The sequence below is a fragment of the Paenibacillus sp. FSL H7-0756 genome (assembly GCF_038006765.1).
GTDB lineage: Bacteria > Bacillota > Bacilli > Paenibacillales > Paenibacillaceae > Paenibacillus_AQ.
In genome coordinates, this window is record NZ_JBBOVT010000003.1 from 1,138,092 (window position 1) to 1,159,423 (window position 21,332).

At 55.5% G+C, this 21,332-nt stretch carries 18 protein-coding genes; 13 read left to right on the forward strand and 5 right to left on the reverse strand.

All coding sequences use genetic code 11. From position 1 onward, the window contains the following. Window positions 1–199: 199 nt before the first annotated feature. The gene (locus tag NST04_RS31000) at window positions 200–1,600 is read left to right on the forward strand and encodes a transcriptional regulator (protein ID WP_341187662.1); all 1,401 of its coding nucleotides are present in this window, start codon (window positions 200–202) and stop codon (window positions 1,598–1,600) included. On the opposite strand, the gene NST04_RS31005 is transcribed toward NST04_RS31000, so the two are convergent. Further along, window positions 1,578–2,096, reverse strand: coding sequence for a hypothetical protein (locus NST04_RS31005; RefSeq protein WP_341187663.1), 519 nt, complete (start codon window positions 2,094–2,096; stop codon window positions 1,578–1,580). The genes NST04_RS31000 and NST04_RS31005 overlap by 23 nt on opposite strands. 128 nt (window positions 2,097–2,224) lie before the next feature. Beyond that, window positions 2,225–3,199 carry an aldo/keto reductase family protein gene (locus tag NST04_RS31010; protein WP_341187664.1) on the reverse strand — a complete coding sequence of 325 codons (975 nt, stop codon included), beginning with the start codon at window positions 3,197–3,199 and terminating at the stop codon, window positions 2,225–2,227. A gap of 228 nt (window positions 3,200–3,427) precedes the next feature. On the opposite strand from NST04_RS31010, the gene NST04_RS31015 reads away from it, so the two are divergent. The 3 genes from NST04_RS31015 to NST04_RS31025 are packed head-to-tail and all read left to right on the forward strand — an operon-like array spanning window position 3,428 to window position 7,639. Then, complete coding sequence (locus tag NST04_RS31015) at window positions 3,428–5,194, forward strand: cache domain-containing sensor histidine kinase (protein ID WP_341187665.1); 1,767 nt, start codon at window positions 3,428–3,430, stop codon at window positions 5,192–5,194. Next, complete coding sequence (locus NST04_RS31020) at window positions 5,181–6,812, forward strand: response regulator (protein ID WP_341187666.1); 1,632 nt, start codon at window positions 5,181–5,183, stop codon at window positions 6,810–6,812. Before NST04_RS31015 ends, NST04_RS31020 begins: the two co-directional genes overlap by 14 nt. Beyond that, a complete protein-coding gene (locus tag NST04_RS31025; protein ID WP_341187667.1) occupies window positions 6,809–7,639 on the forward strand; it encodes an AraC family transcriptional regulator in 831 nt (276 codons plus the stop codon). Before NST04_RS31020 ends, NST04_RS31025 begins: the two co-directional genes overlap by 4 nt. Here the strand turns inward: NST04_RS31025 and NST04_RS31030 are convergent. Further along, on the reverse strand, window positions 7,626–9,134 hold the full coding sequence (locus tag NST04_RS31030) for an FAD-dependent oxidoreductase (RefSeq protein WP_341187668.1): 1,509 nt from the start codon (window positions 9,132–9,134) through the stop codon (window positions 7,626–7,628). The genes NST04_RS31025 and NST04_RS31030 overlap by 14 nt on opposite strands. Window positions 9,135–9,365: 231 nt before the next feature. Here NST04_RS31030 and NST04_RS31035 point away from each other — a divergent pair, with 231 nt between their 5' ends. The 7 genes from NST04_RS31035 to NST04_RS31065 all read left to right on the forward strand — a co-directional run bounded on the left by NST04_RS31035 (window position 9,366) and on the right by NST04_RS31065 (window position 17,883). Continuing rightward, on the forward strand, window positions 9,366–10,589 hold the full coding sequence (locus NST04_RS31035) for a glycoside hydrolase family 130 protein (RefSeq protein ID WP_341187669.1): 1,224 nt from the start codon (window positions 9,366–9,368) through the stop codon (window positions 10,587–10,589). A 151-nt stretch (window positions 10,590–10,740) separates the two neighbouring features. Next, a complete protein-coding gene (locus tag NST04_RS31040) occupies window positions 10,741–12,153 on the forward strand; it encodes an ABC transporter substrate-binding protein (protein WP_341187670.1) in 1,413 nt (470 codons plus the stop codon). 68 nt (window positions 12,154–12,221) lie between these two features. After that, window positions 12,222–13,121: a carbohydrate ABC transporter permease gene (locus tag NST04_RS31045; protein ID WP_341187671.1), complete on the forward strand. Its 900-nt coding sequence runs from the start codon at window positions 12,222–12,224 to the stop codon at window positions 13,119–13,121. 13 nt (window positions 13,122–13,134) lie between these two features. Next, window positions 13,135–14,034 (forward strand): carbohydrate ABC transporter permease, encoded by a 900-nt coding sequence (locus NST04_RS31050; protein WP_341187672.1) that lies wholly within the window; start codon window positions 13,135–13,137, stop codon window positions 14,032–14,034. Window positions 14,035–14,122: 88 nt separating this feature from the next. Beyond that, on the forward strand, window positions 14,123–15,511 hold the full coding sequence (locus tag NST04_RS31055) for an FAD-dependent oxidoreductase (RefSeq protein WP_341187673.1): 1,389 nt from the start codon (window positions 14,123–14,125) through the stop codon (window positions 15,509–15,511). Beyond that, on the forward strand, window positions 15,445–16,644 hold the full coding sequence (locus NST04_RS31060) for an SGNH/GDSL hydrolase family protein (protein ID WP_341187674.1): 1,200 nt from the start codon (window positions 15,445–15,447) through the stop codon (window positions 16,642–16,644). The genes NST04_RS31055 and NST04_RS31060 overlap by 67 nt, the downstream gene beginning before the upstream one ends. A 231-nt stretch (window positions 16,645–16,875) precedes the next feature. Beyond that, on the forward strand, window positions 16,876–17,883 hold the full coding sequence (locus NST04_RS31065) for a glycoside hydrolase family 130 protein (protein WP_341187675.1): 1,008 nt from the start codon (window positions 16,876–16,878) through the stop codon (window positions 17,881–17,883). 370 nt (window positions 17,884–18,253) lie between these two features. On the opposite strand, the gene NST04_RS31070 is transcribed toward NST04_RS31065, so the two are convergent. After that, complete coding sequence (locus NST04_RS31070; RefSeq protein WP_341187676.1) at window positions 18,254–19,453, reverse strand: ROK family protein; 1,200 nt, start codon at window positions 19,451–19,453, stop codon at window positions 18,254–18,256. A 226-nt stretch (window positions 19,454–19,679) separates the two neighbouring features. On the opposite strand from NST04_RS31070, the gene NST04_RS31075 reads away from it, so the two are divergent. After that, on the forward strand, window positions 19,680–20,051 hold the full coding sequence (locus tag NST04_RS31075; protein WP_341187677.1) for a hypothetical protein: 372 nt from the start codon (window positions 19,680–19,682) through the stop codon (window positions 20,049–20,051). A gap of 56 nt (window positions 20,052–20,107) precedes the next feature. Here NST04_RS31075 and NST04_RS31080 read toward each other — a convergent pair whose 3' ends face one another. Continuing rightward, window positions 20,108–20,563 carry a CBS domain-containing protein gene (locus NST04_RS31080; RefSeq protein WP_341187678.1) on the reverse strand — a complete coding sequence of 152 codons (456 nt, stop codon included), beginning with the start codon at window positions 20,561–20,563 and terminating at the stop codon, window positions 20,108–20,110. 119 nt (window positions 20,564–20,682) lie between these two features. Between NST04_RS31080 and NST04_RS31085 the strand changes: the two genes are divergently transcribed. Beyond that, window positions 20,683–21,117, forward strand: coding sequence for a MarR family winged helix-turn-helix transcriptional regulator (locus NST04_RS31085; RefSeq protein WP_341187679.1), 435 nt, complete (start codon window positions 20,683–20,685; stop codon window positions 21,115–21,117). Window positions 21,118–21,332 lie beyond the last annotated feature (215 nt).

The following is a 21,332-nucleotide window of genomic DNA, read 5'->3' on the forward strand; positions in this document are numbered from 1 at the left end:
TGTTTATACCCTAATAAACGTTGGTTCAGCAGAAATGTTGCAAAAGATTTTTTAACTGGGTATATATAACAAATATTCCGTCTTTGTCAACCACTTTTGAACCGTTCAAACCAGATTGACCTGCCTAATTAAGGGATTTATGATATAGGAATATCTGGATTTTTACTAGAATATCTGGTTTTTGAGGGGCGGTATTGGTTTGCAACAGCACACTACAATTCAAACAGAACTGGCTGCTTTTCTTAGAAAAGAAGGCCAGACAATCAATCAGTTCGCAGGAATCTCCGGTGTCAATTCGGGTACACTCAGCAGCATTATTAATGGTAACCGTCCTATTGCCATGCAGCAGCTGGACCGGATTACCGCCGGAATGGGGCTTCCTGAAGGAGCATTTTATGAGTTATATATAGATGAATGTGTGGTACACTCCGCACCCGACTGGCGGCGGCTGGGACCCTTCCTGCACCGCTGTGCGGAGCTGGACAAGCTGGAGTGTATCCGGCAGGTGGTTCAAATCATCATGGACAATATTACATATGCCCCGCTCCTGTTCGATACGGCGGAGGAATTCTACGGGCAAGGCAAGCTTCAGGCAGCCGCTCTGCTGTATGAAGGAGTAGCCGACAGTGAGAAATATCAGCATTCGGAGCGGCTGGCCCTGTGCCAGTACCGGCTGTTCACGATCCGGATCGGCCAGAGCCCGGAGGCAGACTTCCGCGCGGCGACCCGGTTTGAATATTTCGTAGAGCGTCTGGAGGAAATAGACCAGTTGGATGCGCTTCGGCAGCTGGCGGATATTTATATTGCTCTACAGCACTGGGAGAAGGCCAGACTATTGGCAGAGGAGCTGCGTCACAAGACATCTATCCAGTATGAAATCAGATTTTACAAAACCAGAAAAAAGAAGGAGCTGAGGCAAGCGCCCCAACCTCTTTGCTTCTATATACTGTATGCTTACTGGCTGCAATCCAAGGTATGCGAGGAATCCGGTGAATATGAGCGGGCGCTGGAATATGTCGGCCTCTACTCTGAAATGAGCTGGATTGTCGAAGAATCGGCAGAGGTTGAGCAGATCAGAGACCAGTTCAGCAGGCTTGGTACAGTCTATGCATGTCTATACCGTATGATGTGCGGTGAACTTGAGGTTCTTCCTGAGGTTGTGGAATATATCGGGACCCCTGGGCTCGGACTGCTGGACGGGCTGCTTAAGACAGTTCAAGCAGCTAACCGGTATGGCTGGGAGGTAGATGAGCTTATCAGCCACTTCCAGCCGCTGCTTATGCCGGGGGGAGCGGCCTTTGGGCAAGCCGAAGGAACTCCGGGCAGAGAGACGCCGGATCAATATCCGGTACTGCTCTATGAGCTGGCGGTGTACTCTCTTAAGGCAGAGAAGATGGAGCAGGGGATGCGTTATATCTTCGGGAGTCTGGAGGCTTCCGCCGCACTTGGCAGCATAGACTGTGTGATCCGCAGTGTAAGATTATTCGAGCAATTCCGGCCGCATGCTTCAGCAGAGGATCAAGAGCGGTATAAGCAACTAATTAATAGGGTGCAGGCTGCTCACACCGAGCAGACGGTTAAGACACAGGACCGGTTGTAGGAGGCTCATTGATAGTATGCAAAGGAAGCCCCTTCCGGGATGGAGGGGGCTTCCTTGTATGGCTGAATGTATGCGATAAATCGAACACAATGGGTGATGGCGCAGGCATATGGCTGAATGTAATCGAAAAACCGACTACAATGCGCCGCATGGTGGTGTGCGGGCCTAATGTAATCGAAAAACCGATTACAATGCGCCGGATGGTGCTGTGCGGTCCAAATGTAATCGAAAAACCGACTACAATGCGCCGGATGGTGCTGTGCGGACTCAATGTAATCGAAAAACCGACTACAATGCGCCGGATGGCGCTGTGCGGACCCAATGTAATCGAAAAACCGATTACAATGCGCCGGATGGTGCTGTGCGAACCCAATGTAATCGAAAAACCGACTACAATGCGCCGCATGGTGCTGTGCGGACCCAATGTAATCGAAAAACCGACTACAATGCGCCGCATGGTGCTGTGCGGACCCAATGTAATCGAAAAACCGATCACATTGCGCAGCCGCCAAGCTGTTTACACTCCGCCTCGCCCACACCCGCCCCAACCACGCCACGTTCTTACCACGCTTCTGCCCAACCACCCGGTCCTACCACGCACCATACCTCCCACTCGCCCCGGCCCTATCTCGCTGGTGCGAAACCTGCTACTTCACTAAGAATATCATCGATCGCCTTCAGCGTATCCGGCTGAAGCACCGCATCCACAGCCTGCGCATTCTCAAGCACCTGCTCCGGTCTGCTGGCACCGATCAGTGCCGAGCTAACGCCGGGCTGGCGCAGCACCCAAGCGAGCGCAAGCTGGGAGAGCTTCAGGTCCAGCTCAGCGGCAAGCGTATCCAGCCTGCCGACAACCTCCAGCACATCATCCCGCAGGTAGCTGCGGATGACACCGTTCACGGAATCATCCGCACCGCGTGTACCGGCCGGTGGCTGCTGACCGGCCTTGTATTTGCCGGTCAGAATACCCTGAGCCAGCGGAGAAAAGACCACCTGTCCCAGGCCTTCATGGGCGGATACTTCAATTACCTCGTCCTCGATATACCGCTCGAACATGTTATAGATCGGCTGATTGGCGGCGAGCGGCCGCAGGTTCAGTCTGCGGCTGATGCCAGCCGCCTGCGAGATCTGGGCCGCGCTCCATTCGCTCACGGCGGAGTAGAGGATTTTACCTTGGGCGGTAAGATCATCAAGGGCGCGGAGCGTCTCCTCCACAGGAGTGTCCTGATCGAAGCGGTGGCAGAAGTACACATCGATATAATCCGTGCCCAATCGGCGCAGGCTGGCTTCGCATTGCTCCATAATATGCTTGCGAGAGAGCCCGCGGTCATTCACCCCGTCGCCCATCGGGAAATATACCTTGGTGCTGAGGACGTAATCAGAACGCTTATAAGGGCGGAGTGCGGCACCGATGGCCTTCTCGCCTTCGCCCCGGTTGTAGGCATTGGCCGTATCGAAGAAATTGATACCGCATTCAAAAGCAGCGGCAATACACTCATCCGCAGCCTTCTGCTCGGCCGCTGTTCCATATGTAAGCCAACTGCCCAGTCCGATCTCACTAACCTTAAGTCCGGTGTTGCCCAGTCTTCTGTATTTCATTTTGTATTCATTCCTTCCATTGATAAATAGGATGAAGCGTGATCCTGTCTATCGTATCATATCCGCCCGGCCAAGCGAATGCTAACGGGTTATTGTTTAGGACACGCCTGTACATACGGCAGATCCATCGTCCACATACGGTGAATCCACTTTTTCATCTGCTGTGTATTGTCGGGCTGAACGTTCAGGTACATAATCGAAGAGCAGGGTATCTGCACACAGGAAGGCGTGAAGGACTTGAACTATTTCCGGAAGCAATCATTCCGCAGCAAATTAAAAACCGCATTCTTGGCTGTGATCCTCCTCTCCGTGCTGATGACCGGAGGACTATCGTATTCTATCTCGGCAGCGACTTTGGAGAAGAATGCGCTGAAGCTTACCCAGGATAACGTTGTCAAATCGGCGCAGATCATCGATGAGAAGCTGAACAAGCTGATGCTGATTATGATGACCTTCATGATCAGCCAGCCCTTTCACGATATGATGAGGGATGTCGTCACCGGGGACACGGGCCGGTATTATACTCACCTGAATGATCTTGATAACGTTTTCTCGCAGGCACGGATTGCCGAGCCGCTGATCCATTCGATCTATGTGTCCACGCCGATCGGGGAGTTCTACCCTTCCTCAATGAACCGAAACCGTCTGACGGAGTTCAAGGATACCTTACTATACGAGCGGATCGAACAGGAGAAGAAGAATACATGGGTTGAAGGCCATGAGGACATGCTCTTCTCCGGGAAGGAACGGGTTATTTCATTGATTCTGGAACCTATCTTTGATACAGCGGTCCGCGGAGTCTATATTATCGTCAACATCCGTGAAGACGGCTTCCGCAAGCTGGTGAGCGGGGATACCGGCGGCGGGGCACGCAGCTTCCTGCTGAACACGGCAGGCAGTCCCGTCTATTCTGTAAAGGACCCGCTCGTTCTGCAGGCGGTGGAGAGCAGTGATCTGACCGGAATGATCAGCAGCAGCCGGGATCTCAGCAATACCTTCAAGCTGGGGGGCGAATCGTATCTGCTGAACTATGCCCATCTAAGCATTGCCGATTGGACGATGACCACGATCCAGTCCAAGGCCGGCGTACTGAAGGATATGATCTATGTGAAATGGCTGCTCGCGGTGGTCGCCCTCTTCGCCTTCACTGTTACAATGATGGTATCAGGAGCCTTTACCCGTTATCTGCTGCGTCCGCTACAAGGTCTGATGAAGGTGATGAGACGGGTGGAGAGCAATGATCTGACTGCAAGATTCGAGAGCGGAGGCGGGGACGAGCTGGCCCAGGTCGGGATGCGGTTCAACCAGATGCTTGAGCAGATCGTGGTGCTGATCGGAGAGGTCACACAGGCGGAGACCAATAAGCGCTCGGCAGAAATCAAGGCCTTGTCAGCCCAGATGGACCCCCATTTCCTGTACAACACGCTGAATACGATCTACTGGAAGCTCAATTTGCAGCAGGTGAAGCAGTCGCAGAGCATGGTCATGTCCCTGTCCCGGCTGTTCCAGCTCGGGCTGAACAAGGGGCAGGAGATCACTACGCTGTCCAAGGAACTGGAGCATGTCCGCATGTATCTGGAGCTCCAATGCAGCTGTTATGAAGGGCTGTTCCATTATGAGATCTATGTGGAGGATGAAGCGCTGGTTACCCTCCCGATTCCGCGCATTCTGCTTCAGCCGCTGGTGGAGAACAGCATTCTGCATGGCTTCCGCAACCGGGAGAGCGGGGGGCAGATCGATATCGAAGTCTTCGATGAGGGAGAACGCTGGTGTCTTAAGGTCCGCGACAACGGAGCGGGCATGGACGAGGAGGCGGTCCGTGCACTGTTCCGGCGGGAGTCGGAGAAGGGCTATGCCGTATCCAATCTGATCCGCAGGTTGCAGCTCTACTACGGAGACAGTGCAGCAATCCGGGTGGACAGCGAACCGGGCCGGGGGACGGCGGTTAGTATATCTTTACCCAAACGGGAGGAGCATCAGGATGGACGATCATAAGGTAACCCTATGTATCATTGATGATATTAAAAGCGTCGTGGAAGGCCTGAGCTGCATGAACTGGGCGGAGCACGGCATCCGGGTGGCAGGGACGGCCGCCAACGGTGAGGATGGGCTGGACCTGATCGCGAAGCTGCATCCGGATCTGGTCATTACAGATATCCGTATGCCGAGGATGGACGGCCTGTCCATGCTGCGTGCCGTACTGGAACACCACCGGGATTGTAAAATCATTCTGGTCAGCGGGTATGCCGACTTTGAATATGCGCAGCAGGCGGTACAGCTTGGCGCGTTCGACTTCGTGGTCAAGCCGTTCACGGAAGAGGATATCATGAAGGCGGTGCTGCGGGCGAAGTCGGAGATTATGGAGGAGCGTTCCAGACAGCATACCCTCCGGGAGATGGAGAACAAGCTGCGGGAGAGTCTGCCGGTGCTGCGGCAGGAATATTTCGCCCTGCTGGTCAGCCACAGAACGCCGTGGGAGCAGGCGATGCCGCGATGGGAATTCCTGAGCATTGATCTAAACCCTAAGGGGTTCGTAGTGATGCTGCTTGAAATCGATCATTTTCAGGAACGGGCGGCTGAGCTGTCCATCCGCGAAGTGGAGCTGATCCGCTTCTCCCTGCTGAATATCACACAGGAGACCATTGCCGAGCATACGCGCTGCGTGGTGTTACGGGCCAAACATAACCGCTATCTTGCGGTGATGAATGACTCTGGTCCGGCCAGTGCAGTAGAGATTGCCGAACGCTGCTGCAAGAACATTGAACGGTATACCAAGTTCACAGTGTCGGCTGGGGTTGGAGGCCGGGTGGAGGAGATCAGCGAGCTGCCGGATTCCTACCGCCAGGCGCACCGGGCGCTGGCCCACCATCTGTTCACCGGAGGCAATGCCGCCATTATGTATGACGATATTCACCAGAATGGAAGCCAGGAGCCGCTGGCGCTGGAGTACAAGGACGAGCTGTTGCTTGCGCTGCGCTCCGGCAATGTCAGCCGGACAGGCGCGATCCTCTCAGCAATCTCAGAATCGCTGAAGAGCCTGAGCTCCAGGCATAATCCCGATTATCTGCTTATTCTGTATGAGGAGCTGGCCGCATCAGCGATCCGCACCTTCTATGAGCTGGTTCCGTACGGGGAGATTCAGCCGCTGATCCAGCGGTTCAGGGCGGTGCAGGGAACAGCGGGACTGCCGCTTGCCACCCTCCAGCGGCTGCTGCTGGACCTGTGTACAGAGGGGGCCGCCCTGGTAAGCCGCAACAGCCTGTCCGAAGGGCAAAAGGTGATTTATGAGGCGGTCGAGTATATCAAGGGCCGCTTATCCGAAGATATCACTGTCGGTGAATGTGCGGCCCATGTACATCTCAGCGCCAGCTATTTCTCCAGCCTGTTCAAGAAGGTGAACGGAGTGACCGTTACCCAGTATATCACCGCAGAGCGTATTCACCGGGCCAAGCTGCTGCTGGTGGAAGGGGCGCAGGTGCAGGAGGTGGCTTCCGCTGTGGGGTATGAGGAGCGCAGATACTTCAGCGAGATGTTTAAGAAGATCACCGGGCAGACACCGTCAGAGTTCAGGGCGGGGTACCACCCGGACCGCCAGGAGGAGTCATACCCGTGATAGCGTCCGATCCGCAACGGTGCAGCGTCCTGTATGCCAATTACTTCACACACACGCAGTCTCACTCGGTTAAGTATCAAGAGGGGCTATCCTTCTATCTCTTCAGACTGCAGATGGAAGGGACCTGCCGTGCTCTGGTAGAAGGAAAATACGAGACCATCATCCCCGGCGATCTGCTGATCTATGCTCCGGATCAGCCGTACGAGCTGTTCGTACAGCCCCGCAGCGCTCCAGGCTCTGGCGAAGTTCAGCCCGTCTCTGATTATTTCCTGATCGCAAGCGGGGAGTGGCTGGATTCCTGGTGGCAGGACCGCAGGCTGCCGGCCCGGACGAATATCGGCTTCGACGATACGGTCATCACCTTATGGAAGCATATTGCCGGCGAGAAGAGGAAAGTGATGCAGCATCAGGAGGAAATGCTGGATTACCTGCTTAGAACGTTCTGCCTGACGCTGGAGCAGGTGATTCAGGCCAGAAGGCGCACCAAAGGGGTGGAGACCGCCTACAAGCTGAAGCAGTTCATTGACAATCATGCCCATGAACCGCTTAGCCTGGAGCAGATCTCCGCCTCCGCAGGGTTAAGCATCTCCCGTGCCTCCAGCCTGTTCAAAGCCGCTTTTGCCCAATCGCCGTTCGCCTACTGTATTGATGTCAGGCTGAAGTCTGCCGAGCAGCAGGTGCTCTACAGCAGACTGTCACTGGAGCAGGTTGCCGACAATGCGGGCTTCCAGAGCTACGCCCACTTCTGCCGGATGTTCCGGGAACGGTATGGCATTCCACCGGGAGAGTACCGGCGCAGCTTCGGCTTCCGGTTCAATCCCGGGTGAGTCCGGTGGTGTACAGCACCTGATTGGACGCAAGAAGTATAGCTTGCAGTTGCCCATACTCAACATTCTGAACGATGCCATCCGCCTCAAGCGCAATTACAGCAGCTGCCGCCGCCGATTGGCCCAGAATCATGAAGACGGGCTCCATCCGGATGGAGCCGTAGGCCGCATGAGTGGCCGACAGGCAGACCGGTACGATCAGGTTGGTGCATTCGCTGCGCTTCGGCAACATCGCCCGGCAGCTGATCGGGTAAGGTTCAGCCAACCGGATATAGAATCCGCCCTCTGTGCTCACATGCCCGTCTTCGTTCACATAATACTGCGTATGATGCGAGTCCATGGCGAAGGAGCCCATTCCGGCGGAATCCGGCACCAGGTGCTCACGCCTTACATCATGCTCCGTCACCACATAATCTCCGGTCATTCTGCGGGATTCCCTGATATAGAGCTGGGATGGCCAGTGGCCGCTGCCCTCGAATTCATCAAGCGGCAGTCCCCACGGCTTATAGAATTCCCGGATCTCCTCCGGTATCCGCGGATGGTTCTGGATCGTCCAGACATATCCCTGCTGGTAGATGCGGTGTTCCTCCCATATCTGTTCCCGTGCAGCATAATCCGCCTCCGGATAGCTGTGGTTCATTCCGTTGTAATCCGTAGAAATGCCGCTGTTATTATTGGAATCGGTCTTGTCCGCAGTGACCCGGTTCAGCTTGAAGAAGCGTGAGCGCTGCCCTTGCTCAATGGCCCGGAACAGAATCTCATAATCGGCTTCGCTATAGCCCTCAGGCTTGCTGATCATCATCCGGTTGCCCGGATTGTCTGTCAGACACATGCGGAAGTTATAGGCTTGCAGCTTATGGTCCCCCTCGCCGGCACCGCCGCCGCGGTGCGCATTGACACGCGGGAGTAATCCGCTCGAAGGCACTCCTTTAATGACATAGGGGTCAATTCCCGGCGGGAGCTCATTTGCTTCAGGGCCGGGCTGAATACCGTTTAACGTCTCCCCGTACTGTGCGTTCGGCTCCCGGCCGACCACATAGGACACACCGGAATGGCCCATCAGGTCTCCCTCGTAAGAGGCGTCGATGAATATTCTCCCTTGATAGACCTTCCCGGATTCCATGGTAATGGAGGTGATTCTTGAGCCTTGCCGGGTCACTCCCTTCTTAAGCTCCAGCCTTTCCCCGCAGACGACTTCAAGGTTATGCTCCGCCACCCAGTCCTGCAGCACCTCAAGCGCAACCTTGGGCTCGAACAGCCAGCAAGCCCCGTCCTGCGCATATTTCTGCGCGATCCGCTGGTAGAATTCCAGAGACAGGCCGCCGACCGCCGCCGATATCCCCACATCCGTATCGCCCAGTCCTCCGGTGGTCATGCCGCCAATCCTCCGGCTCTGCTCGATGACTACCGCACTTTTGCCCATGATGGATGCCTGGACAGCCGCTGCTATACCTGCTGCCGTTCCGCCGTATATGACAAGATCATACTGTTTCATCCAGCTCATCTTCCTCCTTGGTAACGATTTTGCCTGCAGAAATGATTATAAGCCGCTGCCCGGACCTGCGTGAATGATGGATCTTCCTGATTCATTTGACGGATCTTACTGTTTTGCCCGGAAGGGCGGTTTCAAGGGAAAAGTCTTTTGAATTCGCGGATGGCCTATGATAAGTTGTTTGCTGAAAAACGGAATAAACCCCTGACCTCAGGAGGTAAACCAGGAGGAATTATGAAACCACAATTTCGCTATTTGGACAAACCGGCGCTTGAACCTGTACCAGGCTGTGACTGGGCGGACAAAATGGTTCTGAATCCGGCGATCATTCAGGACCCTGACTCGGATGACATTCATATGCTGTTTCGGGCAACGGGCCCGTGGCCGCAGGCAAGAAGAGAGGGCTGTCATGATCCCTATCCGATTTTTTTGGGCTATGCGCGGAGCACGGATGGGGGAGAGACCTGGGAGGCAGACTTTTCAAGACCTGCCCTGGCTCCGGCCCTCGGGTATGAAGAGGATGAATTGTACATCACGGACATTTACGGAACAAGGGTGCGGAATTATGCCAATGGTTGCTTGGAGGACCCCCGTATCTTCTATATCGGGGACGAGCTGTATGTCACGGTGGCCTGCCGGGCTTTTCCCCCTGGCCCTTATTGGCTTAGCAGCCAGCAGCCTCCGGTGCAGACACGTTTTGAGTATGTGCCCGATTGGATCTTTGCGGGAGAGAGTACAGACCCGTTCATTCAATCGGCCCGGGCGAATGATACGGTCAGCGTTCTGTACAAGCTGGATTTGGCCAAGTTGAAAAAGGGTGAATATGAAGACGCTTTCGGGTACGTAGGCCCGCTTACCGAGGGGCATGTCAGCGATAACCGTGATGTGTTCCTGTTTCCTGAGCAGATGAGGATTTCCGGTAAATGGCAATATGTGATGCTGCACCGGCCGATGAATGTGCTTCCTTTTGCCGGAGGAGAGCAGGCGGGCAAGCCTTCCATCTATCTGGCGGCGGCAGAATCGATTGCGGATTTCGCTTCACCTGCAGCAGTCCACCGGCTGCTGGCCAGCCCGCTGTTCGATTGGGAGGAGAACCGTGTGGGGGCAAGCTGGCCGCCGGTCGCCCTTGGGAATCGGGAGTGGCTGGTGGCTTACCACGCGAAGAAGAATGTGCAATTTGGCTATACGCAGTCCTTCATGATCCTCAGGGAGCAGGAGAATGATTTCCCGGTCATTATCCACCGTTGCTCTGACCGCCTGATGTATGCGGAGCAGGATTGGGAGATGCCGGAGGATTATCCTACGCCCTGCCTGTTTACCACGGGAGGCATTGTCATGGGGGAGGATTTAATCATGTCTTATGGTGCTGCGGATCAGAAGGTAGGCATTGCCTGGGTCCATTTTGCGGAATTAGTGGGGTACATCCGAAAGTTTGATGAGAACGGCATCCTGCGGTAACGGGGGAGCCCGAATGTTGACGCTGCAGCCTGCCGCAAAGAATAGAATTCTGTCCCTCAAGAGTGAGTCTGCCGCACTCCTTTTGCCGGAAGGGTAGCCTATAATAGAGAACGAGCTCACAATACAAATGTTAATCAAAGGGGTAGAACGTATGCAGAAAAAATGGTTGGGCCTCAGCCTGAGCCTCATGCTGGCCGCCGGAATCGCCGGCTGCGGCGGGAATAATAACGGTAACGGTGCTGCGGCGGATGGAACGCCCGGAGCGGCAACAGCGAGTCCGGCAGCTTCGGCCGCAGCTGAAACGGGCGAGCCGGTACAGCTTAAATACTGGACCGATGACCGTCATGACCAGGAATATATCAAGGAACTGATCAATAAGTTCAATGAGACGAACGGCGAGAATATCCAGGTGGAACTGACAGTCATGTCCGAGAATTACGCACAGAGCGTTGACATTGCCTTCACCAGCAACCAGGCACCGGATATCCTCCGTCTGAAGAGCGGCAACACCCCCGAATTTGTCAAAAAAGGCTATCTGGCTCCGATTGACAGCTACCTGACCGATGAGATCAAAACGAAATTCGGCAGTCTGCTGATCAATAATGTCAACCGTTTTGACGGCAAAGTATATTCTTTGGCCAATACCGGCCTCACCCTGCGTCTGATTTACAACAAGGATCTCTTTGACAAAGCAGGCATCGCGAATCCTCCGGTATCGCTGCAGGAAATGGTCGATGACGCCAAGAAAATAACCGAAGCCGGCAAATCGGAGGGCGTCTACGGCTTCGCGCTGAACTTCAAAAGCCCGAAGGCGGCCTTTGACCGTTCGGTCCGCGAGATTCTCTCCCTGAGCGGCTATCAGGGTCTTGGCTTTGACCTGAAGACAGGCCAGTTTGACTTCGCGCCTTACTCCCAGGTGATCGAGTATTTCAAGCAGATGTACGAAGACAGAAGTATTCTGCCGGGTGCGGAGACGCTGGATATCGACCCGCTGCGCGCCCAATTTGCCGCAGGCAAAATCGGTATGTACCTCAGCTTCTCGACGGAGCCGGGCGTATACCAGGACCAGTTCCCGACAGAGATCAATTGGGCAGGTGCCCTGGCCCCTACGCTGGACGGGCAGATTAAGGGAACCTCGGAGATCGTATCCGCCGGTACCTGGCTCGGGATCAGCGCGAAATCGGCGCATCAGGAGGCCGCCTGGAAATTCATGCAGTACATGTACGGCGACGATATTCTGAAGACGTATCATGAGAAGGGCTTCGGGATTGCTGTAGTGCCGGGTATTGTGGAGCAGGCCAAAAAGCCGGAAATTGGCGGTATGGAAGGCTTCCTGGTCGGCGAGCATGACTCGCTCTGGCCTGCTGTGCCGAACGTCACGCCGGAAGGCTCTACCTATGCCGATGCTTTCTTCAAATATATGCTCTCGGGCGGGGATTCCAAGGCTATCGCTGCTGATCTGAATACAAGATATAATGACGCATTGTCCAAAGCAGTGGAGAAGGGCGAGGTTACCGTTACACCGGACCCGGCATTTGATCCAATGAAGCCGCAAGGAGAATAACGGGTTACACAGGGGCTTGTACGGGATTCCCGGATCAGCCCCTTTGCTTTCCCCGAAGGAGACCAATCATGATCTATAAATGGAAAAGACTTGGGGAGAATTCCCTGTTCCTTGCACCGAGCATCATACTGACGCTTACTCTCGGCATCTATCCTCTCATCTGGATGCTGCGCTATATGTTCTATGATTATGCCGGATACGGCGAGGCGCTGTTTACCGGGCTGGACAATTTCAGCCGGCTGCTGCGGGATAGCCTGTTCTGGGAATCGGTCCGCAACACCTTCATCTTTGCCGGAGGAAAGCTGCTGCTGACCCTGCCGCTGTCGCTGCTGCTGGCTGTTATTCTTAACGGCAGATTGCGCGGGTCGAATCTGCTCCGGGGTATATATTTCATGCCGACGGTTATTAGTACCGCGGTCATCTCCGTTGTTTTTTATAACATCTTCAATTCCTATAACGGGATGGTTAACACAGTTCTGATGAAGCTGCATCTCGTCTCCCAGCCGGTAGACTGGCTTGGTCCGAAGCACGCGATGCTGACGGTAATTATTGTAGCGGTGTGGGGTGCAGTCGGGAACTATATGCTGCTCTTCCTCGCCGGGCTGCAGAGCATTCCGCAGGACCTGTACGAGAGCGCGTCCATCGACGGAGCGAACGCCGGAAGACGCTTCTGGAATATTACACTTCCGATGCTGGCTCCGGTAGCCCAGATGGTCATTATGCTGGCGATTATCGCTTCCCTGAAGGGCTATGAGAGCATCATGGTCATCACCGAAGGCGGACCGATCGGCAAAACGGAAGTGATGTATCTCTACCTCTACAAGCTGCTGTTCCCTGTATCCACCGGTTCACCGGTAACGCAGCAGCTCGGTTACGGCAGCGCCGTGGGCTTCGCCACCGCTGTGATTGTCGGAGCGGTAACCGGCCTGTACTTCTTCTTCAGCCGCAAAATGAACAAGGTGTATTAGGAGGCTTATCCAAATGAACGAATCTGTGATATCCAAGCAGCCCGCAGGGCGGCCGCAGACGGCTGACCGGACGCCCGGCTCTGCCGGGAGAATATTGACCCGGACCGTGATGTGGATCTTTCTGCTGGTAACGGCGGTTCTGACCCTGTTTCCGCTGCTGATGACGCTGACCGGCTCGCTGAAGACCGGGGCCGAGATGATGACGGGGGGAACCCTGCTTCCTGCCAAGCTGCAATTTAATAACTATGCCGAAGCCTGGAAGCAGGCCAATTTCGCCCGCTATACCTGGAACAGTGCTTTTATGAGTGTGATGGTGACGGTGGGGACGCTGCTGGTGGCCTCAATGGCTGCTTATGTGGTGGACCGGCGTGATTTTCCGGGGAAAAGGATTTATGTCACAGTGCAGGCGTCCATGATGTTCATTTCAGTCGGGGCCATTGTCCTGCGCCCGCAGTTCGATCTGATGGTTGCGCTGCATCTGAATACTACGCTGTGGGGGGTTATTCTGATTCTGGTCAGCGCCCATTCCAGCACCTTCTTCATGCTGCAGGGCTTCTTCAAGGCGATTCCCCGGGAGCTGGATGAGGCGGCAATGGTAGACGGCTCAGGCTTCATCCGCACCTTCTTCCGTATTATTCTGCCGCTATTGACTCCAGGGCTTGGTGTGGCTGGACTCTTCGCCTTCCGGCATGCCTGGAACGAATATATTCTGCCGCTGGTGTTCACGATGACCAATCCGCAGCTGCAGACGCTGACGGTCGGGCTGGCGAATCTCCGCTATGGCTCTTCGGCAGCGATGCAGATTCACCTGATGATGGCCGGGGCCTGCCTGTCCATCCTGCCGATGCTGCTGGCGTATATTCTGGCGAATAAAACCTTCATCCAGGTGACTGCCGGATCGGTTAAGGGGTAAATAAAAAGTAAGCATATGCTTCCGAAGCGAGTTTTGCGAGGTGGATTCTAGTGATGGCTATGCTATCAAAACTTTTAGGAGGGCAATAATGAATTACGGACATATTACAGTACCGCAGGCAGAGGTGCCGGTCTCCTGCGAGGTAGACGTGTTGGTCATCGGCGGCGGGGCGGCAGGAATTGCCGCCGCGATCTCCGCTGCCGAAGGCGGAGCAAGCACCATGATCGTGGAGCAGCGCGGGTATCTGGGCGGAATGGGCACCGTGGCACTGGTGCCTGCCTTCTGTCCCTACACGGACAAGGTTAAGCCGATTATCCGCGGCCTCGGCTTGAAGCTGATGGAGCGGATGAAGCAGGCTTGTGATCCGGGGTACCAGGAGGAATACCGCGAGCAGCTCGACTGGGTGCCGATTGATCCTGAGGTGTTGAAGCGTGTCTATGACAGCGCTGTGCTGGAGAGTGGTGTGACGCCGCTGTTCCACACCTTTGTCTACGATGTGGTGCGGTCGCCGGATGGCCAGACGATAGAGGGTGTAATGATTGTTAATAAATCCGGGAGGTCCTTCATCCGCTGCCGTTATATCATCGACTGCACCGGCGACGGCGATATTGCTGCCCTGTCGGGCGTGCCGTTTCAGAAGGGCGGCGATGAAGGGGAGCTTCAGCCGGGCAGCATGTGTTATCTGCTGGCGAATGTAGACCGTCCAAGCTTCAGCCGCTTCCTGGCGGAAACCGGAGATACTAGTCAATTGCACCGGACCGTGGAGCAGGCCATCCAGGAAGGGGCGCTGCCGGAAGGGCGCAAATCCATCTCCGGCCTGGCCTGGGTGAGCGATCAGCTGGTCGGCGTGAACTTCGGCCATGTGTTCGGGGTGGACGGCACGAAGGCTGAGGATCTTACGCGCGGAGCCATTGAAGGCCGCCGGACGGTGCTGCGGCAGCTTGAATTCTTCCGCAAGTATGTGCCCGGCTTCGAACAGGCACATCTGGTGGCAAGCGGAGAGCAGCTTGGGATCAGAGAGACGCGGCGCATTCAGGGCGATTATACGCTGACTGTGGACGACTTCGTGGCAGCGCGTTCATTCCCTGACGATATCGCCCGCAATGCCTACTACATTGACATCCATCTGGCGACCAGCAAAAGCGATATGACCTTCAATCATCTGCCGCCGGGCGTCTCCCACGGGGTGCCTTACCGGGTGATGCTTCCGGTAGGCATCCGCAATCTGTGGGTGGCGGGACGTTCTGTGTCCTCGGACCGGGCGGTGCAAGGCTCCCTGCGTGTCATGCCGAATTGTTTCTCGATGGGCCAGGCCTGCGGCACGGCAGCAACGCTTGCGCTCCGGGACGGGGCGGATTCCCGCAGCATCTCGGTTCCTGAGCTGCAGCAGCGCCTGCTGGAGCAGGACGTGTGGCTCGGGGAGAATTTCGTTCCGGGGGCAGCGGGGCAGGATGCGGAAGCGGGGCAGGCGGAGTGAAGAACGAGAACAGCGTTAAGAACGAGAACAGCGTTAAGAACGTGGAGAACGAGAAGAGCGTGGAGTGCGAGAAGAGCGAGAAGAATGTGGAGAGCGTGAAGAGCGTGAAGAATGAGAAGCGCTTGAACAACCTGCGGAGCCTTCCTGTGCATGAGGCGTGGTTTCACGGGGCGGTCTCGCTGGAGCAGCGGCAGGAGGGCATCAAGCCCTGGCGGATTCCCTTCCGCGATTATGATCTGTATCCGCCGGATGGGATCAGCGGCAAGGCGGAGATCTGCTCCGGTATCCGGCTGCGGTTGTCCACCGGATCGGAAACCCTCCTTCTCCGGTTTGAACCGCTTGCGGAGGACGCTTCGCTGGATTGTGTGGCTGACGGCAGTCTGGTCCAGACGCTTCGGCTTGCTGCGGGGGCTGGGGAGGCCTGCTTTACCGGGCTTCCCCCAGGAGTGAAGGAGCTGGAGATCTATCTGCCGCAGAATACCGGTATGACGATCAGCGGTCTTGCCATCGATGATAATGCTGTCGCGGAGCCGCTGGCGGACACACGTCCCCGCTGGGTGACGTATGGAAGCTCGATCACCCAGTGTGTGGCAGCTTCTAGCCCGTCGCGTACCTGGCCGGTGATCGCCGCCGGGGAGATCGGCTATCACTTGACCAATCTCGGCTTCTCCGGCAACTGCCTGATGGAGCCGATGATAGGCCGCCTGATCCGGGATCTGCCGGCTGACCTGATTACCTTGTGCGTCGGCGTGAATATCTATGGCGCAGCTTCTTCCAGCCCGCGGATGTTCAAACCCCTGCTGATCGGTCTGTTGGAGACTATCCGGGAGAAACATACTAAGACACCGCTGGTTGTGATCTCGCCGATCTACGGAACGGAGCGTGAGACAGAGGAGAATCCGCTTGGCTTCACCCTGCCGCTGATGCGCCGGGAGATCGCGGATACAGTGAAGCTGCTGCAGGCGCGGGGCGACCGCCATCTGCATTACCTGGATGGTCTGGAGTGGTTCGGTCCTGCAGACGGGAACCTGCTGACCGATGGTCTGCACCCTGGTCCCGAAGGCTATGAGCTGCTCGGCAGCCGCTTCGGCAGCAGACTGGCGGCTGCGCTTCGGGAAGAAATGCTGCATTAGTACAGCATCAAACCTAAAGTATGGTTGGGCGCGATGAGGACTGAATTGGGACAAATTGTATGTGAAAAACCGAATACAATGTGCCTGCGCGAAGATATCAGACCCAAAGCTGAAAATTGAAAGATTTCACGTGAAAACATATAGCTTAACTATGCATTATGATGCATAATAGGGTTGCAAAGATACTGGTTACGCTTTCATCTATCAAAATTACAAAGGAGAACATGCACAATGAACGATCTGGCAACAGGAACGCTGACTTCAAGTCCGGTGATGGTCCGGCACCCGCTTAACCCGATTTTGAAGCCTTCTGATGTACCCTATGGACCGGCCATGGTATTCAACGCCGGGGTGACGAAATTTAAGGGCAGATATGTCATGGTGTTCCGCAATGATTACGGGGATGAGAGCAAGGGGATCGTGGCTCCCCATCATACGACCAATTTGGGCCTTGCCTTCAGCGATGACGGCGTCCATTGGGAGGTACAGCCGGAGCCTTGCTGGTCCTGGCATGATGAAGAGGTGGTCCGGGTATATGATCCGCGCCTGAGCGTGATCGGTGACCGCTGTTATATGTGCTTCGCAGTCGATACGCGTCACGGGCTGCGCGGAGGGATCGCTGTTACTGATGATTTCCGTTCGTTTGAAGTGCTTAGCCTGTCGCTGCCGGATAACCGCAATATGGTACTCTTCCCGGAGATGATCGGAGGCAAGTATGTAAGGCTGGAGCGTCCGCTTCCGGTGTATAGCCGGGGCGGACGGGACCGCTTCGATATGTGGATGAGCGATTCCCCCGATCTGAAGTATTGGGGGAACCATAAGCTGCTGCTGGCCGTGGAGCAGGTGGCGTATGCCAACGATAAGGTTGGACCCGGTGCGCCGCCAGTGAAGACGGATAAAGGCTGGCTGACCACCTTCCATGCGGTGGACCTCGACCCTTCCCGGGGCAAAAACGGCTGGGAAGACACCTGGAAAAAGCGTTACACCGCCGGAATTATGCTGCTGGACCTCGAAGATCCCAGCAAGATTATCGGCCGGGCGGCAGCACCGCTGCTGGTGCCCGAAGCGGTGTATGAAACGGCCGGCGGCTTCCGCAACGATGTGATTTTTCCCGGCGGGATGATCCTGGAAGACTCGGGCGAGGTCAAAATTTATTACGGTGCAGCCGATACGGTGGAATGTCTGGCGACTGCGCATGTGGATGATCTGCTCCGGCTCTGTCTGGAGCCAGCTCAATAGCCATCAATAGCAGCGACCGTGGGGAGATTATGCATAAAGTGCAACAATACAGCTCAATAGGAGCGGCCATCGCATAAATCCTGCATAAATTGCAACAATACAGCTCCAATTAGCACCAATTCGCCGGAATTCCTGCAAAAGTTGCAACAATAGCTCCACAGCCACTAACCAATGTAGAGAAATCCTGCAAAAGGTGCAACAATGCCGGAGCCATCCAGCAACCGAAAGCAGGCGCAGAGGGGGAATGAGGTGTACAAATCCTGTACAAATACACCTGATTCGGCCAAAAGGGGTACTGGGCGGAAACGAGGTGTACAAATGCACCAGGTTCAGCCTAAAGCGGGGGCAGGGTGAAATTCAGGTACACCCGTCAGCTCGTTAGCTGGTGCAGCACCAGCGCGCATGCGCCTGTTGCAACTGCGCGCTCGCCCAGGCTGCTCCGGGTGAAGCGGACGTTATACTGTCCGCGGTAATAGGTCCGCTCCAGCGCGATCCGCGTGGCGGTCTCGTAGAAATCTGCCGCGAGGAATAGCGGGCCGCCAAGAATGACCTCCTCCGGGTGGAGGATATTAATCAGGTTCGCCAGCCCGGTGCCGCAGGCTGCCGCCATCTCATCAAATAACCGGACCATCACTGGATCGCGCTCCTGGAGCGCTTCCAGCAGATGGCTGAATTCCAAAGCCTCCGCATGCTCTGCCAGAGCACGGAGGCTTATGTTGCTGTCCAGCCGCCAAGCCTCGCGGGCCTGCCCCTCCAGCGTCCGGACCGACACATAGCTCTCCCAGGCTCCGGCGTTGCCGCCGGGAATCAGCGGCGGCACTCCCGTGCGGTCAATGATCATCTGCCCGACCGCACCTTCGGTATCGGACATGCCATAGAGCAGCCGCCCGTCGTTCATAATGGCTGAGCGCAGGCCGATCCCGGCATGAAGGTAGAGCAGGTGATGCTGCATCCGGCTGCGGCTGGCCCAGTATTCGCCAAGCAGTGCTGTATTGGCTCCGTTATCTAGGCACACCGGCACCTGAAGCCGCTGCTCAAGCTGCTCCTTGATGTGAACCTGCGACCAGCCCGGCGCGGGGAACCGGGCCGGGTTCAGGATGACTCCGGCTGTGCGGTCCAGCGGGCCGACCGCACCGATGCCCAGTCCCGCTACCCGGCTGAAGCTGAGCGAGGCGGCTTCAAGCAGCCGCTGAGCCTGCTCCTCAAGGGAAGCCATAAGGTACCCGGGGGTAAGCCCTGCATCCATGCTCCAGGTGTATTCACCAAGCAGCTGCAGATGGAAGTCCGTCAGTACAAGCTTCGCATGGGTACGGGAGATCTCCAGTCCAAGCAGATAAGCATAAGATGGATTCGTCTCATAGAGGGTAGGGCGGCGTCCTCCCGTGGATTCGCCGAAGCCGGCTTCCAGCAGCAGCCCCGGAGCCAGCAGCTCCTCCAGGATACGGGTCAGGGTGCTGATCGTCAGGCCGCTCTCCTCCAGAAGTGTCTGCTTGGAGACGGTCCCGTGTTTTCTGACCGTGAAATAGATCTCTTTGGCTTTGGGATTGGCGATGATTTGGTGAAGCTGCACAGGTCGGTCCTCTCCTTATCCAAGTACTCAATTTACTTTTACAATGACATAAATAGGAGATGGCCGCAACTGGCAGCAGGAGAGCACAAGCTTACAGGGCTTCATTCGTCTATAGCGGCAGGTCGCGCCGTCTGAAGAGCTGGATGCCTAGAAGGAAACAAGCCAGTCCGTTCAGCAGCAGTATGGAGGTTGCCTCTGCCCATGCTGCTTTGAGTTCCGGTAGGAAATGAGGCAGCAAAAATCGCTGAAGGAACTGATCGCCTATTGTATCTATAAGGAGAAAGAGACCTATTCGCACCTGCCGCCGGCGGTGATCAAGGAGATTATGGTCGATAATCAGGAGATGTATCAGTATATTCAGCAGCAATACGAAGATCATATTAGGCCGTTAATGGTGCAAATAGTGGAAGAAGGACAAGCACGCGGGGAGATTACCGATAAAGTATCGGTGCAGGCAGTGCTGCTGGCCATTCAGATCTATATGAAAAGCTCGGGAGAGATGCTGGACGGTCAGGCAGCACATGAGGACAGGGAGGCATTCGTGGAGGAGCTGATCCATATTTTCTTCTATGGCTTATGCGGCCGGGAGCCGCAATAGATGCGGCACCGGCAATTGTCCGTTAGACGGCAGGCTGCATAGCAGGCGCCCGCAGGCTAGAGCAGCGCCTTGAAGGAATGGCGGATCACATCGCCGCGGCTGATGATGCCGACCAGCACGTGGTTCCGTTCGACGGGAACCTTTTTGATCTGCTTTTTGCCGAGGATGGTAGCGATGGCTTCAATGTCTTCTTCGGCATGCACGGTGATGACCTTCTTCTTGGCGATAGCCATTACGTTCAGACCCAGCAGCTTCTGCGCCCGTTCCTCGAACAGCTCATTATCCCCGACGAACACATTAATCTGGAAAAAAGAATCCACGATCAGATCCTCATGCCTGCCGATATAGCGCATGATATCCCCGTCGCTGAGGTAGGCGACAATCTCGTTCCGGTCATTAACTACGGGCATGCCGCTGATCCGGTGGGCAATACATTTCTCAATAAAAGTCCGTACGGTGTCTTCCTGCTTAACCTTGTACACCTGACGGACCATGAATTCATGGGCTTTCATAACGGTTCCCCCTGAAAATTAGCTTTTGCAGAAATAAGTTGTATCATGAAAGTATATACTTGTATTATACAAGTGAAAAGAGTAAAGTCAATGAATAAAAGAGAAGAGGGGCGCCCGGCATGGACAAACATTCAATTGAGACAATAGAGCTGGAAATGGCGGTTCTGTTCCGCCGTCTCACTTCAATTACCACGTTCAAAAAAATCGGCAATCTGGATCGTGCGGCCTACCTGCTGCTGCATCACATTGAGTCTCGTGAGGGAACTGCCGGGATCAAGGCAATCTCCGATGAGTTTCAGCTGGATATTTCTACGGTCAGCCGGCAGGCGGCCTCACTGGAGAGTAAGGGGTTCATCACCCGGGTACCGGACCCTGTGGACGGGCGGGCCTATTCGCTGCAGATTACGGAGACGGGCCAAGCGAGTCTGGAGGAGAACCGGCAGGTCCGGCAGGAGATGATCGAACAACTGCTAAAGGGCTGGTCGGAGGAGGAAGGGCATCTGTTCGGGGAGCTGCTGCAGAAGTTCAATGCAACTTTTCTGGAGGAGGGCTGATGGGGCGCGGAGTTTAAATAACCGGGCCAGCGAGAGCGGGAAGGGTGTTCAGCCTGGGAAGGAAGAAATCTATTGTATTTTATACATTCAGATGATGCAAAAAGGGGCTGTTTCGGCCCACTGTTGTAATTCCTACATTAGATTTCGCAGAAACAGCCTGGATCGGCCAGATCTGCTCCATTCTGCTGCAGCAAATACAGCAGAATGTGTTTTAG